Raw genomic sequence first — 15,055 nt, forward strand, 5'->3', positions numbered from 1 at the left:
TATGGCATTCACTTGCCTGCATTGGAATGGCAGGCCTCCCATGAATCCAATTATGAAAGGACAAAAAATATATGCTTTAGCCCTGCTCGTAAATGAAACATTGATTGGAATGTCAAGTAGTGTAACAGAAGAAGAGAGGAGGGGGAAGTATGACCAATATTTGAAATTTATTAGGATAGCTGCCTATCAGGGCCATGTGGAGGCTTTATTTGATATGGGGCAACAATATGAAGATATTGGTTTTCTGGGTATGCCCAATCCCATGTATAATGCTAAAAAATGCGTATACTGGTATACTAAAGCAGTTGAGAAAGGACACGCTGAGGCTTGCAATAATTTATCGAATTTTTATGCTTTAGGTGATGGCTGTAAACAGGATTTTGACATGGCCCTGGGATTGCTTAAGCGATCTGCTGAATTGGGATCTGTTCTTGGTAAAAAGAATTATAAGATGAAGCTTAAAGATTTGGCTAAAACAGGTAGGTACTTAAAATAAATAATAAGATTGCTGCTGCTGTGCGCGCTGCTCGTGTCATCATCATACAAACTATTTCATAACCAGATATTTTTTTAATTTAAGTAATTTTAATGCAGGTATAAAAAAAGCCAATTCGTTTTTCCGTTAAATTTATCAATCCAAGGCGTCAAATGGTTAAGCAAAATCCAACAACACGAAACCACATCCTGATCTTCAATTGGATTTTTATTGCCGGGCTGCTATTATTAGCGCTTAATGACCATTTCTTCAAGTGGAAATTCTCCAATTGGTTTACAGAGAAAATATCTGATTTCGCCGGGTTGCTCATCTTTCCTATGTTTCTGCAATTCCTGTTTCCGCGGCTTTCCAGGGTATCAGTATTGCTGACGGGGCTGTTGTTTGTTTTTTGGAAATTGCCTGTTTCAGCATGTTTTATCGATATTTATAACAAGGTTGCGCTTATCCCCATTATCAGAACAGTTGATTACAGCGATTTTATTGCCTTATCAATCCTTCCTTTCTCCCAATATCTTATTCGGCGGATTGATCAATACCGGGTAAGCCGTATTTCGGGCAGTTTTGCCGGCTACTTAATGGTAATACCAACAGCTATAGTTTTTATGGACACATCGCCTCCAATAAGTTATTATATGCAACCCGGCGGGGATATTCATATAGGTAAATCCTACAAAATGAAAATATCCGGGGAGCAAGCCTTAGCTAAACTTAAAGCGAAGGGATTTTTCATCACCCCAGATACCTCACAACATACCGGGACAAAGGCCGATTATTATATCATGAAAAACGTTGTTTTGGATGGTGGAAAAGATACCATTGAAGCCATACAATTCGGTTTTTTGGGGCATGGAGAAAAGCCCTCGTTATTAATTAACAATGTGAAACTAAAGCATGGTAGCAAAGTGAGCGATTTGAAAGTATTAAAGAAATATTATCAGCAACTTATTCGGTCGGAAATTGTTGAAGAAGTTAAGTGAATTTTGGCCTATGATTGTCGTCATCAATCCTTTTTTGGATTGGGGGCAGGCAGATAACATTTATAATTAAGGGAAGGCTGCCTTTAATCAACCTCCCCAACCCTAATTATTAAATCGTTTATCTAAATATCAGGATAACCATTTGATAATTAATAAACTATTGTTAAATTGTAACATAAGTGCGAAATTTTGTACAGGTAATGTGAATTGATTTCTTGGATAACTGTTTGGCCGGTAAATGTGATTTACTTGCACACAAACGATATTGTTAGATTGTTAATTGTGGCACCAATCCAACTCACTCAACAAATAAAAAACCATAAACAGCACAAATGAAGACAACAAGTAACACCATCCTCATCACCGGCGGGAGTGCCGGCATCGGATTCGAAATGGCAAAACTGTTTTCAGAAAACGGCAACCAGGTCATCATCACCGGTCGTAACCAGGAAAGAATGGCACAAGCCATCTCCAAACTAAAAAACACCAGTGCCATAGTAAGCGACGTAACAAACGCCGAAGACGTAGAAAAACTGGTAGCGCAGCTAAATAAAGATTTTCCCGGACTCAACGTATTGATCAACAACGCAGGTACCGCCAATTATTACGATATGACTATACCTGGCATTAACGCGTTCGGCAAAGCCAGCGAAGAAATACTAACCAATTACCTGTCTGTTATCCGCCTGAACGAATTGCTGCTGCCCCTGCTTAAACAACAGCCCGAAGCAGCCATTGTTAATGTATCATCTATAGTGGCATTTGCTGCAAGGGCCAATAGCCTGCCCACTTATGGCGCCAGCAAAGCCGCGTTGCACTCGTATACCAATAGTTTGCGCATTATGATGGAAGATACCCCGGTAAAAGTATTTGAGCTGATGCCACCGTTGGTAGATACTGAGTTCTCGGCAGAAATTGGCGGCGCCGCCAACGGCATCCCTCCAAAACAAGTGGCCGACGACCTGCTTACCGCCATGCAGAACGACGAATTTGAAATACACATAGGTCGCACGGCGGAAATATTTAACAACTTTTTCCCGCTATTTCCCCAGGCTGTACTGGCAATGAACGGGAAAACCGAATAAATGGAGGGGGATATGGAAGAAGAACAAATACGCGAAGCCCTGAATGCGCACTGGCAGGCGTCGGCAGCGGGCGATGTAAACGCTGAACATGATATTTACGATGATGATGCCATCTGTGATTATCCCCAGTCGGGCGAGCGAATCCTCGGGCGAAACAATTTGCAGGCTTTGCGGAGTCATCATCCGGGTAAGCCATCAGGCTTCAATGTAAGGCGGATTGTTGGAAAAGGTAATCTCTGGATCACCGAATATACCATCACCTACCAGGGGCGACCAGCATTCACCGTTAGCATAATGGAGTTCAGCAACGGTAAGGTAGTTCATGAAACACAGTATTTTGCAGATCCTTTCGAGGCGCCAGCCTGGCGAAGTCAATGGGTTCAGCAGATGGCCTGATGGCTCATTCAGGCAAGATTGATGAAGGTGTGCGGCTATGCTGTGCCTATCTTAACGTAAAAACGATAGCCTATGGCTGCCACTTGAGCCATAAGCCTTTTTAGGAGAATGGCTCAATGTGAATAAGCACATCTCTGATGGAAAGACTGCTTGCTAATAATTTATCTTTTGCCTGATGCGCAATACGGTGCCCTTCTGCAACGGACAAATGTTGATCTACCTGGATGTGCAGGTCGACAAAATAATCAAAGCCCATCTTTCTAACATAGCATTTTTCTATAAGTTTTACCTCATTAACTTCGGCTGCCAAATCCCTCACCTGGTTTACGATCTCGCCCGATGGAGCGGCGTCCATAATTTCGGCCAGGCCGGGGCGTAAAAGCTGTATGGCATTATAAAATACAATTCCAGATGCCAAAAGCGCTGCCCAATCATCCGCTCCTTCGTAGCCCTTACCGGCAATCAGTGCGATAACAATGCCAATAAAGGCCGCTATGGATGTAATAGCGTCGCTCCGGTGATGATAGGCATCGGCCTTCACCGCATTACTGCCAATTTGCTTTCCTACGTTCAGCACATATCTAAACATGCCCTCTTTAATAATGATAACCGCCAAAAGGATATACAAAGTAAATTTTTTTGGCATAGCATGCGGAGTAGCCACAAATGTTATCGCGTGCCAGGCAATCCATACGGCGGCACCCATCAGGAAAAAAGAGATTATAATTGATACAATAGGCTCAGCCTTGCCATGCCCGTAGGGATGTTCCGGATCTGCCGGTTTCATGGCAATTTTTAATCCTATCCACAATAAGGTAGAGCTGAATACGTCTGCACCTGTTTCTGTCGCATCTGCAATCAGGGCGTAGGAATGCCCTAAATGACCCGCAATGGCTTTTATAAAAACCAGTATAATACTGATCCCTATACCTATTTGGGTAGTTCTGATCGCTTTTACCGATGGATGGACATCAATTGCAGCCATAATTCAAATATTTCAAATTTAGGCGGCAAAGGTAAAAGCTTAAACCGTAATTATCCTACTTATTGTGATGTAATTGTTTACATTTTTTTTGGGGATGCCAGTAGCCATACCCTAAATGTGCAAATCCCAGATCAAATAACTATCCGGGATTTGCATATGCGGACACACAAGCCCGGAGGCTTAGGGCAGCGAAAAAAACACTTAGGGTAGCAGAAGTCATTATTACCTTGCTACAACAATTGATGTAATAATTGCGGCTAATTTTGACCTTTATAATTTTAATCATATATATTATGAAAACCATATTAGCCGCTACCGATTATACAGATCTGGCGGAAAACGCAGTTAGGTATGCGGCTGGCGTAGCCCGCCTAAACAATTATAAATTAATCCTGTTGAATGATTTCGCCATCTCTGTACATGCTACAAATGGACTTCTTTCGGCGGCGGGAGTTGAGGAATTAATAGATGAAAACAGGATACTCCTGGAATCAAAGGCTTTATTACTCGCTAATGAATATGGAATTGAAGTACTCGCCAAGACTACTTTTTCCTTTATCGATAATGCCATTAAGGAAGTGGTTTCCGAATACCAACCCGAGATGATCGTGATGGGAATGGAAGAAAAATCACTTGAACAGGAACTTTTAGGAAACACCACCACATCCATTATCAAAAAGTTACGGTCGCCGGTGTTGGCGGTGCCTGCCAATGCAAAATTCAAGATCCCCAAAAAGGTGCTTTTTGCGTGTGATGTATTAAATGGAGTTTCTGAACAAATATTGGCACGGATCAAAAATGTGGCCTTAACTACTCAGGCCGAAGTAGAAGTGCTTTTAATTAACCAAACCGTAGCGGAATTGAAAGAAATGGGCGTTGATGCAGCGGCATTAAACCGCATTGACGATGGTTTGGAAGGCATTGATTACTATTATAAAAATGTGAAATCAGATTCCATCATCGAAGGGATTGCCGACGAGGTGAAGAATTTATCAGCCGACCTGTTAATTATGGTGCCCGAGCAGCACGGATTTTGGGGCTCGATGGTGCATCGCAGCAAAACACGCATCATGGCCTCCGGCCTCAATATTCCCTTGTTTTCAATTCCTGTATAAACAGAACGATGAAAGCCAGGAGTATCGGATAACTCCTGGCTTTTTTATATCAGGAAAAACCTGTTAAACAACATTTAGCAATGAAGACACCGACCATCAACTAACCGGGCGTTTCCCTCCTGCGTCGGGTCAGGCTGTACGTTCATGCGCCTGCAGGCCTTATGCGCTTTGGCCGGTATCCACTTCCATCCCTAACGCGAAGTTGCAGGGTGTTTTAAGCTTATTGCTTGAAAAAGACATCTTTCGCTACGGCAAGGGTCTTCCCAATGTTATTAAGTTAGGAGAGTGATGGGGTGCTCCAGAGGAGCAAAAGCTTTGTAGAAAAACATAAATAAATTGTCTTTTGCGTGCCAGAGGTACGCTACCTAAGGTTCCGTACCTCTGGCACGGAGCTTCATTTTGGCTTTTTTGCTACAAAGCTATTTCCCCGCTGGGGGAGAAACTCATTAACATAATAGCATTGAGGGTCTTCCCTTGTGGTCCGTTCGCAAGGTCTGCGCTATGCCTTCGGAACAATCCACTATGTAATTATAATATTAACCAATCTATTGATTTTTATATAATTATTGGAATTGCTATGTAAATATTCGTAGTCGTTTTCTACAAAGCCAGCTACAACCGGGTTATTAAATTAATACATCGGGGTTTGCATATTTATATCAAATATGGTTAAAAATATAAAGACTCTGTATGGCGGCTCTGTGAAGTGTCTCTGTACAGCGTGCCACAAGGGAAGAGCCTTGCGGCAGCGAAAATGCTTGCGGGAGCGGGGGTGTATTTTAAGCTTATTGTTTTAAAAAGCATCGTGATGGCATGCGGGGGACAAGGCAAGGGCTTATTGCAGCGGCAATATATTTCCCATTATGCCAAATTGACGCTTTTTAATTTAATAAAACTGACAGTGATAAATATTTTAATACACTATAGTTAAATAAGTAAAGATGGAAATAATAAATCAGATAATTTTTAACTGAAAGGTTATTATTTGATAATAAGTTATTTATGGCATAATATTTAAGTATTAGGAATTAAAATATTAAACCTGAAACTTATGACATATTTAACATTTGACAATCTAACAAATCAATCTTTTATTAAAGCGGAAACATTTAATCTGAGTTTAAGCTCAAGAACTTATGTCGAAAAAATGGTCTTTTTATCTTATCGCAGAGAAGATAAGCAGTGGGTTGCAGGCATTGTTAGATTTCTAAAAAGTCTTGGTATATCAGTTTATGTAGATTATTTAGATGAAACTCTTGAAGATAAAGCCTCTGATGCTGTTGCCATGACATTGAGAAGCAGAATTAGTAAATGTTCTAAATTTATTTGCCTTGCTACTTCTAATAGCTCTAAGTCAAAATGGATGCCTTGGGAACTTGGACTTGGCGATAGAATAGTTAATTATCTAAATGTTGCAATGCTTCCATTAACAAATGATCCGAATCAATGGGGTGATCAGGAATATGGTAATATTTATGGAAAAGTAACAAGTAATTATTCTTATTCAGTTTCTGATTCAAATGATTGGTATCTCACATATCCCAACGGCAATAAAGTAAAGTTAAAAGATTGGTTAAATAATTAAATATCAAAAATGAAAAGAAAATGTTTTATTTCATTTAAAACGGAAAATAAAGAGTACAAAACATATATACAAGATTACTTGGATATAGATATGATTGATAAATCTTTAGATACCGCTATTGATTCAGAGGATGAAGAACACATTATGCGTAAAATTCGTGAAAATCATTTGCATGATTCTACAGTAACAATCCATTTGATTGGTAAATACAGTGCTGAGAGTTTGGGTACAGAAGAGCAAAAATTCATAAAAAAGGAGTTACAAGCTTCATTATATCATGGACGTGGCAATACTCAAAACGGAATACTTGGTGTAGTCCTCCCTGAAGCCTATGATCAAATATATGGTGGGTCATATCAATGTACAAGTTGTGGAGGTTCTCATAACAGCATTAATATTAATGATAATTCTGTCATAAAAGAGTTTAGTTATAATTTTTACATACCTAACGGAAAATGCTCGCATACAGAAGATGAAAGATTTTGCGTGTTGGTAAAGTGGGACGATTTTACCGTTGATCCTGAAAAATATATTGAACAGGCATTTGATAAAAGAAACCAATCCATTTCAGAAAAAACTCGTGTTAGACCTTAGTTAATAAATTAGTATGCCGAAAGAATTATGTTTTGTTATTATGGGGTTTGGTAAAAAGAAAGACCCAGATTCTAACCGTACTATCGATTTAGATGAAACCTATAAAAAAATTATTAAACCTGCGGTTATAGCTTGTAACTATAATTGTGTAAGAGCAGACGAGATCACAGATTCTGGTTTAATAGACCGAAGCATGTTTGCGTTGTTAATGAACGCAGAATTAGTAATCGCGGACATAACAACTTACAACCCTAATGCTATTTATGAACTAGGTGTGAGGCATGCAGTTCGGCCCTATTCTACAATAATTATTAAAGAAGAAGGCGGAAATATCCCCTTTGATTTTAATCATAATAGAACACTAACCTATAAGCACCTTGGTAGCGAGATCTCGGCAAGTGAGGCAAAGAGATGTATACGCGATTTAAAAAATCTGATAAATACCGTAACCCAGTCGCCACTGATTGACAGCCCTATGTATTCTTTTATACCCAAGGTGCAACGCCCACTGCTATCAGAAGAGGATTTTGCGGAAATAATTGGAGAACTGCGCAATAAGGAGAACACAATATATTCCTTAATGGAAAGCGCTAAAGACTTTATGGCGGAGAAAAAATTCACTGAAGCAGCTTTAAAATGGAAAAAATTAAGTGAATTGGTCGACAATGATTTATTCTTCATTCAACAATATGCATTATGTGTTTATAAAAGTAAGTCACCCACTCAATTGGTTGCTCTAACGAATGCTCTTAATATAATGGAGCGAATAAAACCATTTAATGATGCTGAATCCCTTGGCATTGCTGGCGCAATTAACAAAAACCTATGGAAAGAAACCCAAGAACTTGCATTTCTAAATATAGCTATTGAAAACTATAAAAAAGGATGGAACCTATTCACGGATTATTATACGGGCGAAAATTATGCACACTGTTTGGAACAAAAAGCTCTTCGTGAAAACGAGGTAAATTTAAAAAACTATTACCGAGTGGAGGCGCAGTTGACGCGACAATGTATCATTGATATAGTTCTACCAATGCTATCAGTACCGAAGGATGAGTTGGAGGATATAATGTGGAGATCAGCGACATTATCTAATTGTTATCTTGCACTGGGAGATACAGAGAATGCTAACATTTTTGAGAAAAAGTTTTTGGCGGCATCTCCCGTATCTTGGGAGATTGACACATTTACCACCTCAAAAAACGAATTAATTGAATTATCCTGTCAATAGCCATGGCCACAAATTTTAAAATTTTTATTAGCCATTCGTGGACATACCATCAAGACCTAGTAAACTTGAGAAATCTGTTAGAAGCGAGGGGATATTTTAATGTTGAATTTTTAGAGGCAACATCGGATGTGCCTATAAACTCAACAAATGCAACCTACATTAAACAGGCTCTTAAAACTAAAATATTAAACTCCCATATAGTTTTGGCGATTGCTGGTGTATATGCTACTCATAGTAGTTGGATGAATTATGAATTACAAACGGCTTACGAATATAAAATCCCCATAATAGGAGTTGCTCCACACGGCCAGGAAAGAGTTTCTGCAATAGTACAAAGCTTTGCTAGGCAAACTGTAAGATGGAATACAGAAAGCATTGTACAGGCTATAAGAAGATATTCTATATAATTAAAAGTGATAAATTTAAACTATGAAAATTCAAGAGAACGAATTGCCTTGTTATTATATCGATAGTGATAATGCTTCAAAGAGAGCTCAAAACGTTTACAAAAGAATAACTTGGGGGGCTCTTATTTTGATGTTTATTTCAACAATACTTGTTAGTCTCGCCTCATCGATTACAACTCAAATTTCCAATTTTGATAAGATCAATGGGGTTATCCTTTTTGCTTCTGGCACAATATCTTTATTTTTGGCCTACACTAAACCTGAAAGAAATTGGTACTTGGGCAGGGCCATTGCAGAATCAATAAAAACCCTAAGTTGGCGTTACATGATGCACGCTGAGCCGTTCCAACCTGATGATAAGAATCTTGATTTGAAGATTTTTATAGAAAGAATTGAAGCTATTAATAAACAAGCTAACGAAGATCGCTTTATACCTAAGCCAAACAAGAAACATTCTGATATTATCACTAAAAAAATGGAAGAAATAAGATCCTTCGATTTTTTGGAAAGAAAATCTTATTATGCCACAAATCGCATCGATGATCAAATTAAATGGTACGGCGATAAAAGTGAAAGTAATAGATGCTATGCCAATATTTGCTCTTTTTTAATAATAGCATTTCAATTTATAGCAGCTATATATTTATTCCAATTCTTTGATAAAATAAAAATCATCAATTTAAACAACATTATGGTTTTTCTTGCCACTTCGATTATTGGCGTTATAGAAATGAATAAATACAAAGAGCTATTCCAGTCTTATGGATTTACTAAACAGGAATTAAATATCATAAGGACTAAGTTTGGAACTGTTAATAGTGACGAAGAACTGAACCGTTTTGTTTTGGAAGCAGAACAAGCAATTTCAAGAGAGCATACCACTTGGTTAGCGAGGCGGAGTAGTTCACATTATTAATCAAGGTTACTTTCAAACTATATGTTGGTTCTATGCCTTGTCATCAAAAAGGCAAAGGCTTTAAATTAACATCAATTGCTATCTCTTTTAATGACAGTGGCGATCTGACAAGGGTAAGGATAAGAATGATTTAAGACTTTTCAACTATAAACATAAGGATGCTCAGTTCGAGCTAATCGGATATGAGTATGGTCCTTCTTTAGCTATTAAAACTCGGGGTGGAGCACAATTTAACATTTTATATGAAATAACTGATGACGCTCTCCGCTGCCACAAGGCTCCAGCCTTGTGTGCCCGCATGCAAATCACAATGTTTTTTATAAAGCAATAAGCTTAAAATTTCCCACATCTTCGCGTTAAGGATGGAAGTGGATACCGGCCAAAGCGCTTAAGGCCTGCAGGCGTATGAACGTACAGCCTGACCCGACGCAGGAGGGGAACGCCCGGAGAAAGTATCAGGTAGTTAGTATCAAGTATCGGGATTTTTGGATGTGCGGACAATTTTGTCGGAACCTGGATTAAACGAATTAAGGAATGCACAGAATTATTTGAACGTTGAATATTCAGCTCAGGATAAAATTCTGTCAATTCTTTAATTCTGAAAAACGGCGTCGCCCTCTTGAATTCCTTAAAGATAGACAATACATGAAAAATTCTGATTTAGACAATGTGTTAGGAATTGAAACTAATACCCAACAAAGCGCTTGCTTTTTTTAACTTCTGATATAATGTGCTTATAATCAGTGTTTTTATTGATTGTAAAAAACTGAATGATTAAATTTACCCTGAATGTAAGTATACCGAACACGCTAATACCGCCCCCCTTACCGAACACCAAAACCTGGAAGATGAAAACACTGTTCGCCCTGATGGCGCTGCTGTTGATGCAGGCCTGTAAACCGGTAAAGAAATATGACCTGGCCATAATCAATGCCAGCGTGTTTGATACCGGGAAAGGTATTGTAATAATGCATCGAAGTATCCTGGTTAACGCGGATACCATAGCCGAAGTAACAGAGAGCGACATTTCTGTTAAAGCCAACGGAATTATTGATGCGGGTGGCAAACTGGTTACGCCCGGCATGATCGACGCGCATATTCACCCAACCCATTTCTTTGGCGACTACGATGCTGCACCAAAATACCTGGCCAAAGACTCGCTTAACTTTTTAAGAAAAAAATTCTCTGATAACTACCTGCCTTTTGGGGTAACCGCAGTGATGATTATGGGGCAGCCCGAAACATGGCTCGGCCCGGTTTTAAATTGGTCGGCACATCCGTTGCCTCATTATACGGATATTTATACCGTAGGTGGTGCATTGATCTCGCAGGAGGATCGCAAGCCTTATATCTGCCATACCATAGTCGCATCTCCTGAGGCGGCGAGGCAAAAGATGCTGGCCTATCACCGGATGGGGATTCGGCATATCAAGCTCTATTGGCGATTACGCAAGCCGGAATTTGAAGCTGCCTTTAAAACAGCCGACAGCTTAGGCATGCGGGTGTACGGTCATATTGATGAAGGTATTATGAATATGGATACCACACTCCGGATAGGTTTGATAAACTATGAGCATATCTTTACCATAATCCATAGCCTGCCATGGACGGAAAGTGATGATAAAGCGTTTGTTGCCTGGATGGACCGGTTTTACGGCAAAGGAAAAGGGCAGACCTTACCTTTCTGGGAAGTTACACTGAACGAAATCCGCTGGAGTGTTGACTATATGCCCGGCAGGATAGATGCTTTGATCGGGAGGCTTGCAAAACATCATGCCACATTTTCTACCACTATTCACCTCCCTGGTGAAAAATTCGGGCTAACTTATTTTTCTAACCCCGGTAACCGACCGGATACAGGTGTAAGTAAGGAGCGGGTGCAGCGTAACCGCGATAATTTCAAGGGCCTCATGGCGTTGGTGAAAAAAGTATACGACAGCGGTATCAAGATCAGGATCGGGACAGATGTTCCCAATGGCGGCAAGGCTGTTCTGTCCGAACAGGTATTATTGGCACAATATGGCTTTACGATTCCCTCAATCATCCAGATGGCCACCGTCAACGGGGCCACTGCTTTAGGGATGGCCAATAAATATGGCGCCATTGAGCCCGGCAAAAAGGCCGACCTAATCATTTATGACCAAAACCCGATGCAGAACTACCGCAATTTCCTTTCAAAAAGAACAGTGATCAAAGATGGGATCGTCGGATTTTAGGACTATTGGACGTTCGGACTATCAGACGTTCGGACAAAGGATTTTCGGACTATCGGACTATCAGATTTTCAGACAAAGGACTTTCGGATAAAAGATTAATGGAGCAAGGATTGACCGGATTGGCAGCTTACGTCATTTTGAGAACAAGTATTGTTAAAATCCTTGTTCCTTTATCCAAAAATCCTTTATCCAAAAGTCCGAACGTCCGATAGTCTAAAAATCCGAACTTCCGATCGCCCAAAAGTCCGATCGTCCAAAAATCCAAAAAATCTTATATTTGGCGATATACAGTGCTACCTTACATTAGCTGTACTCTATGCTAAAAAAAATAAACAATCTATGGTTTAGCCTGATTGGCAGCCGGCAGGCTTTCCCGTTAGAGAGCCGGATCTTCCACTCCATTAGTATCGGGTTAATTATAATAGCGCTGGTGTATGTTCCTTATAACTTTTTTGCAGGGCTGTACATTGCTTCATTATCAAGTTTTACCCTCGCCTTTTTTTTTGCGTACCAGTTTTATTATTCCCGTTTTCATGGCAGGCCGCATAATAGTATTGTATTTGGCCTAGCCGGTGTGTCAGTATTTTCGGTCAACTATTTTGCCAATTCGGGCATCAACGGCTCAACCGATTTAATATGGCCGGCTTACCTGCTGCTGGTATTTGCCATTTCGCCCTACCGGCAGCATATATACTGGCTACTGGTTTATTTAGTATCCTTCCTGGTGCTGCACTGGGTAGCATTTCAGTATCCATTTTTGGTTAAATACCCTTTTAGCGCAGGGAAGGGCGAACTGATAGACAGGATTACGGCATTCCCATTACCCGTGATAACAATTTACATTATCATCAATTTTATCAGGAAAAGTTACGACAAGGAAAAAACTATTACCGAAGAAAAAAACTTAGCCATTGAAGTGCGCAACCAACAGATCTTATTGCAAAAAAATCAGCTGGAACAAAGCGACGCCGAAAAGAATAAGTTAATGTCCATTATCTCGCACGATGTGCGGGCACCTCTTATACACATACAAGGCTATCTTGAACTACTAAAAGATCATGAACCAGATCACGAGCACCGCCGGATACTGGAAAACGAATTGCCTGACGCTACCAATAGCACTATGGATATGCTAACCAACCTGCTGCAATGGTCCAGATCGCAAATGGAAGGTTCGTCTGTTAACTTATTGAAATTGAACCTGCTTGCGGTCATAACAAGCACACTTGAAATGGGGAAAACCCAGGCAGAGAAAAAAGATATTACTTTTAACTATGTTATTGAACCTGGAATAACGGTTGTAGCCGATACAGACATGCTGCAATTGGTGGTCCGCAACCTGGTAAGCAATGCCATAAAATTTACGCCGAGCGGCGGCATCATTAACATAAACGCAGCGTTGCTACAGCAGGAGTGCAAAATAACCGTCAGCGATAATGGCAAGGGTATTGATCCGCAAAAACAGGAAAATATTTTTTCTATCAACGCTAAACCGACATTTGGCACCAATAACGAAAAAGGGGTTGGTTTGGGCCTACTGCTATGTAAAGAATTTATTGAACGCCAGGGTGGCCGTATAGGCTTTGAAAGTATTTCTGGGCAGGGCTCCAGTTTTTTTATTTTTATACCCGCGCTACCGGTCTGAAGACAGGGATTTTCAGACTATCGGACTTTCGGACTTTTAGACAAAAGACTAACCGAGCAAGGATTAACAGATTTAGGGTTTGCGGCATGTTTGGAGCAATGATTTTTAAAGTCCTTGTTCCTTTATCCAAAAATCCTTTATCCGAAGGTCTGAAAGTCCGATAGTCTGAACGTCCAAAAATCCAAAAGTCCAAAAGTCCAAAAGTCCCAAAAAATCACTTGATTCGGGCAAAGGCCATAGCATCTGCTTTATACCTGATATGTGATGAAACTGCTTCGCCATTAACATCAGCCTCAATGGTATAGATGTAGTCGTTATCGGTGCTTGATACTATACCGCATTGTTCGGCTCCCTTATTTTCCTGGAAATTAAAGAAAACAATATCGCCGGGTTGGGGATGGTCGGTAGGGGGGATAATATAATTTTTTTGTTTCAGCTGTTTGTAAAAAGCGGTGAGATCACTTGTTTTTATATCGGGCATTTTTGTTTGATTGGTTTGAAAGCACCAGATAACAAAAGGCACGCTCCATTGCGCGCCGTTGGGAGCGCCGGCTGTGTTCAAATATTTGCCTACCAGATTGTGACTGTTATTAGGATTTAATTTGGCGCTGTTGAGCTCAATGAATGCGTTGGAAAGTGCAATACTGCCGGGAGATGCCACTGCAGCACTATTGCCGGGAGTGGCAGCCGACTTACCCACCGCCTTGGATTTGCGCAAAAATATGGTGTTTAAAGCGCCTTGGGCACCCTGGGTATTTAATGTGTTTGCGGTGTTGATGGCAAAGGTGGTATCCATGGTATAAAAACTCAGCAGCGCCAGTTTTACCGTTGTTGAATCTTTACTGAGGATAAAGGGCATGAAGGATTGTATGAGCTGTGCTTTTTTAAAATTATAATCCATGGTAAATAAGGAGTCGTCATGCCGCTGTTTTAGGGTTTGGTGTTTGTAGTCTTCCATTTTTTCGAGCGACGAGCCATGGAGGGTTAAGTAAGCAACCAAAACGGTTGTGATGGTGGTGAGCACTATCGCGATGTTTTTTTCTATCCAGAAGAAAAACCTGTTTTTTGATCTTACAGTCATTGGCTTAGGATTATAAGTTCTAAGCTATGAAAATATTTTTACTGCATCAATTAGGAGGGGACTGTCAGATTATCAGACTATTGGAGGTTCGGACTTTCGGACAAAGGACTATCAGACAAAGGACTATCGGACGTTCGGACAAAGGACTAATGGAGCAAGGGTTTTTGGAAACCTTAAACCGGGTTAATTCTTACGCTATTAGTCCTTTGTCCGAAAATCTGAACGTCCGATAGTCCTTTGTCCGAACGTCCGAAAATCCGATAGTCTGACTGTCCGAACATCCAAAAATCCGAAAGTCCAAAAAACCTTCCCCCGTTCATCCA

The 15,055-nt window shown here is 40.2% G+C and carries 14 protein-coding genes; 12 read left to right on the forward strand and 2 right to left on the reverse strand.

The window, feature by feature from the left end; all coding sequences use genetic code 11:
* Nucleotide 1: 1 nt before the first annotated feature.
* From Q0R88_RS03450 to Q0R88_RS03465, 4 genes are all read left to right on the forward strand, one after another.
* Nucleotides 2-496: a tetratricopeptide repeat protein gene (locus tag Q0R88_RS03450; RefSeq protein WP_295712292.1), complete on the forward strand. Its 495-nt coding sequence runs from the start codon at nt 2-4 to the stop codon at nt 494-496.
* A gap of 152 nt (nt 497-648) precedes the next feature.
* Complete coding sequence (locus Q0R88_RS03455) at nt 649-1,473, forward strand: hypothetical protein (RefSeq protein WP_295712295.1); 825 nt, start codon at nt 649-651, stop codon at nt 1,471-1,473.
* Nucleotides 1,474-1,805: 332 nt separating this feature from the next.
* Nucleotides 1,806-2,558, forward strand: coding sequence for an SDR family NAD(P)-dependent oxidoreductase (locus Q0R88_RS03460; RefSeq protein ID WP_295712298.1), 753 nt, complete (start codon nt 1,806-1,808; stop codon nt 2,556-2,558).
* A gap of 12 nt (nt 2,559-2,570) precedes the next feature.
* Nucleotides 2,571-2,954 (forward strand): nuclear transport factor 2 family protein, encoded by a 384-nt coding sequence (locus Q0R88_RS03465; protein WP_295712300.1) that lies wholly within the window; start codon nt 2,571-2,573, stop codon nt 2,952-2,954.
* A gap of 100 nt (nt 2,955-3,054) precedes the next feature.
* On the opposite strand, the gene Q0R88_RS03470 is transcribed toward Q0R88_RS03465, so the two are convergent.
* Entirely contained in the window at nt 3,055-3,939 is an 885-nt protein-coding gene (locus Q0R88_RS03470) for a cation diffusion facilitator family transporter (RefSeq protein ID WP_295712302.1), read from the reverse strand.
* Nucleotides 3,940-4,232: 293 nt separating this feature from the next.
* Here Q0R88_RS03470 and Q0R88_RS03475 point away from each other — a divergent pair, with 293 nt between their 5' ends.
* The 8 genes from Q0R88_RS03475 (at nt 4,233) to Q0R88_RS03510 (ending at nt 13,651) form a co-directional block, all read left to right on the forward strand.
* Complete coding sequence (locus Q0R88_RS03475; RefSeq protein ID WP_295712304.1) at nt 4,233-5,054, forward strand: universal stress protein; 822 nt, start codon at nt 4,233-4,235, stop codon at nt 5,052-5,054.
* Nucleotides 5,055-6,105: 1,051 nt separating this feature from the next.
* Nucleotides 6,106-6,639, forward strand: coding sequence for a toll/interleukin-1 receptor domain-containing protein (locus Q0R88_RS03480; protein WP_295712306.1), 534 nt, complete (start codon nt 6,106-6,108; stop codon nt 6,637-6,639).
* Nucleotides 6,640-6,648: 9 nt separating this feature from the next.
* The gene (locus tag Q0R88_RS03485; protein ID WP_295712309.1) at nt 6,649-7,233 is read left to right on the forward strand and encodes a TIR domain-containing protein; all 585 of its coding nucleotides are present in this window, start codon (nt 6,649-6,651) and stop codon (nt 7,231-7,233) included.
* 13 nt (nt 7,234-7,246) lie between these two features.
* Entirely contained in the window at nt 7,247-8,467 is a 1,221-nt protein-coding gene (locus Q0R88_RS03490; RefSeq protein ID WP_295712312.1) for a tetratricopeptide repeat-containing protein, read from the forward strand.
* Nucleotides 8,468-8,469: 2 nt separating this feature from the next.
* Entirely contained in the window at nt 8,470-8,874 is a 405-nt protein-coding gene (locus tag Q0R88_RS03495; protein WP_295712315.1) for a TIR domain-containing protein, read from the forward strand.
* A gap of 22 nt (nt 8,875-8,896) precedes the next feature.
* The gene (locus Q0R88_RS03500; RefSeq protein ID WP_295712317.1) at nt 8,897-9,790 is read left to right on the forward strand and encodes a DUF4231 domain-containing protein; all 894 of its coding nucleotides are present in this window, start codon (nt 8,897-8,899) and stop codon (nt 9,788-9,790) included.
* A gap of 848 nt (nt 9,791-10,638) precedes the next feature.
* On the forward strand, nt 10,639-12,006 hold the full coding sequence (locus Q0R88_RS03505) for an amidohydrolase family protein (protein WP_295712320.1): 1,368 nt from the start codon (nt 10,639-10,641) through the stop codon (nt 12,004-12,006).
* 316 nt (nt 12,007-12,322) lie between these two features.
* The gene (locus Q0R88_RS03510) at nt 12,323-13,651 is read left to right on the forward strand and encodes a HAMP domain-containing sensor histidine kinase (protein WP_295712322.1); all 1,329 of its coding nucleotides are present in this window, start codon (nt 12,323-12,325) and stop codon (nt 13,649-13,651) included.
* Between the two features lie 214 nt (nt 13,652-13,865).
* Here Q0R88_RS03510 and Q0R88_RS03515 read toward each other — a convergent pair whose 3' ends face one another.
* On the reverse strand, nt 13,866-14,732 hold the full coding sequence (locus Q0R88_RS03515) for a CHAP domain-containing protein (protein WP_295712325.1): 867 nt from the start codon (nt 14,730-14,732) through the stop codon (nt 13,866-13,868).
* Nucleotides 14,733-15,055: the final 323 nt, after the last annotated feature.

Source organism: Mucilaginibacter sp., from assembly GCF_025362475.1.
Classification (GTDB): domain Bacteria; phylum Bacteroidota; class Bacteroidia; order Sphingobacteriales; family Sphingobacteriaceae; genus Mucilaginibacter.

Excerpts from the sequence above, each read along its gene's own strand:
- Q0R88_RS03450 (WP_295712292.1), top strand. The coding sequence starts at position 2 with ATGGCATTCACTTGCCTGCATTGGAATGGCAGGCCTCCCATGAATCCA.
- Q0R88_RS03485 (WP_295712309.1), top strand. The coding sequence starts at position 6,649 with ATGAAAAGAAAATGTTTTATTTCATTTAAAACGGAAAATAAAGAGTAC.
- Q0R88_RS03470 (WP_295712302.1), bottom strand. The coding sequence starts at position 3,939 with ATGGCTGCAATTGATGTCCATCCATCGGTAAAAGCGATCAGAACTACC.
- Q0R88_RS03460 (WP_295712298.1), top strand. The coding sequence starts at position 1,806 with ATGAAGACAACAAGTAACACCATCCTCATCACCGGCGGGAGTGCCGGC.
- Q0R88_RS03510 (WP_295712322.1), top strand. The coding sequence starts at position 12,323 with ATGCTAAAAAAAATAAACAATCTATGGTTTAGCCTGATTGGCAGCCGG.
- Q0R88_RS03465 (WP_295712300.1), top strand. The coding sequence starts at position 2,571 with ATGGAAGAAGAACAAATACGCGAAGCCCTGAATGCGCACTGGCAGGCG.
- Q0R88_RS03500 (WP_295712317.1), top strand. The coding sequence starts at position 8,897 with ATGAAAATTCAAGAGAACGAATTGCCTTGTTATTATATCGATAGTGAT.
- Q0R88_RS03495 (WP_295712315.1), top strand. The coding sequence starts at position 8,470 with ATGGCCACAAATTTTAAAATTTTTATTAGCCATTCGTGGACATACCAT.
- Q0R88_RS03515 (WP_295712325.1), bottom strand. The coding sequence starts at position 14,732 with ATGACTGTAAGATCAAAAAACAGGTTTTTCTTCTGGATAGAAAAAAAC.
- Q0R88_RS03505 (WP_295712320.1), top strand. The coding sequence starts at position 10,639 with ATGAAAACACTGTTCGCCCTGATGGCGCTGCTGTTGATGCAGGCCTGT.
- Q0R88_RS03455 (WP_295712295.1), top strand. The coding sequence starts at position 649 with ATGGTTAAGCAAAATCCAACAACACGAAACCACATCCTGATCTTCAAT.
- Q0R88_RS03480 (WP_295712306.1), top strand. The coding sequence starts at position 6,106 with ATGACATATTTAACATTTGACAATCTAACAAATCAATCTTTTATTAAA.
- Q0R88_RS03475 (WP_295712304.1), top strand. The coding sequence starts at position 4,233 with ATGAAAACCATATTAGCCGCTACCGATTATACAGATCTGGCGGAAAAC.
- Q0R88_RS03490 (WP_295712312.1), top strand. The coding sequence starts at position 7,247 with ATGCCGAAAGAATTATGTTTTGTTATTATGGGGTTTGGTAAAAAGAAA.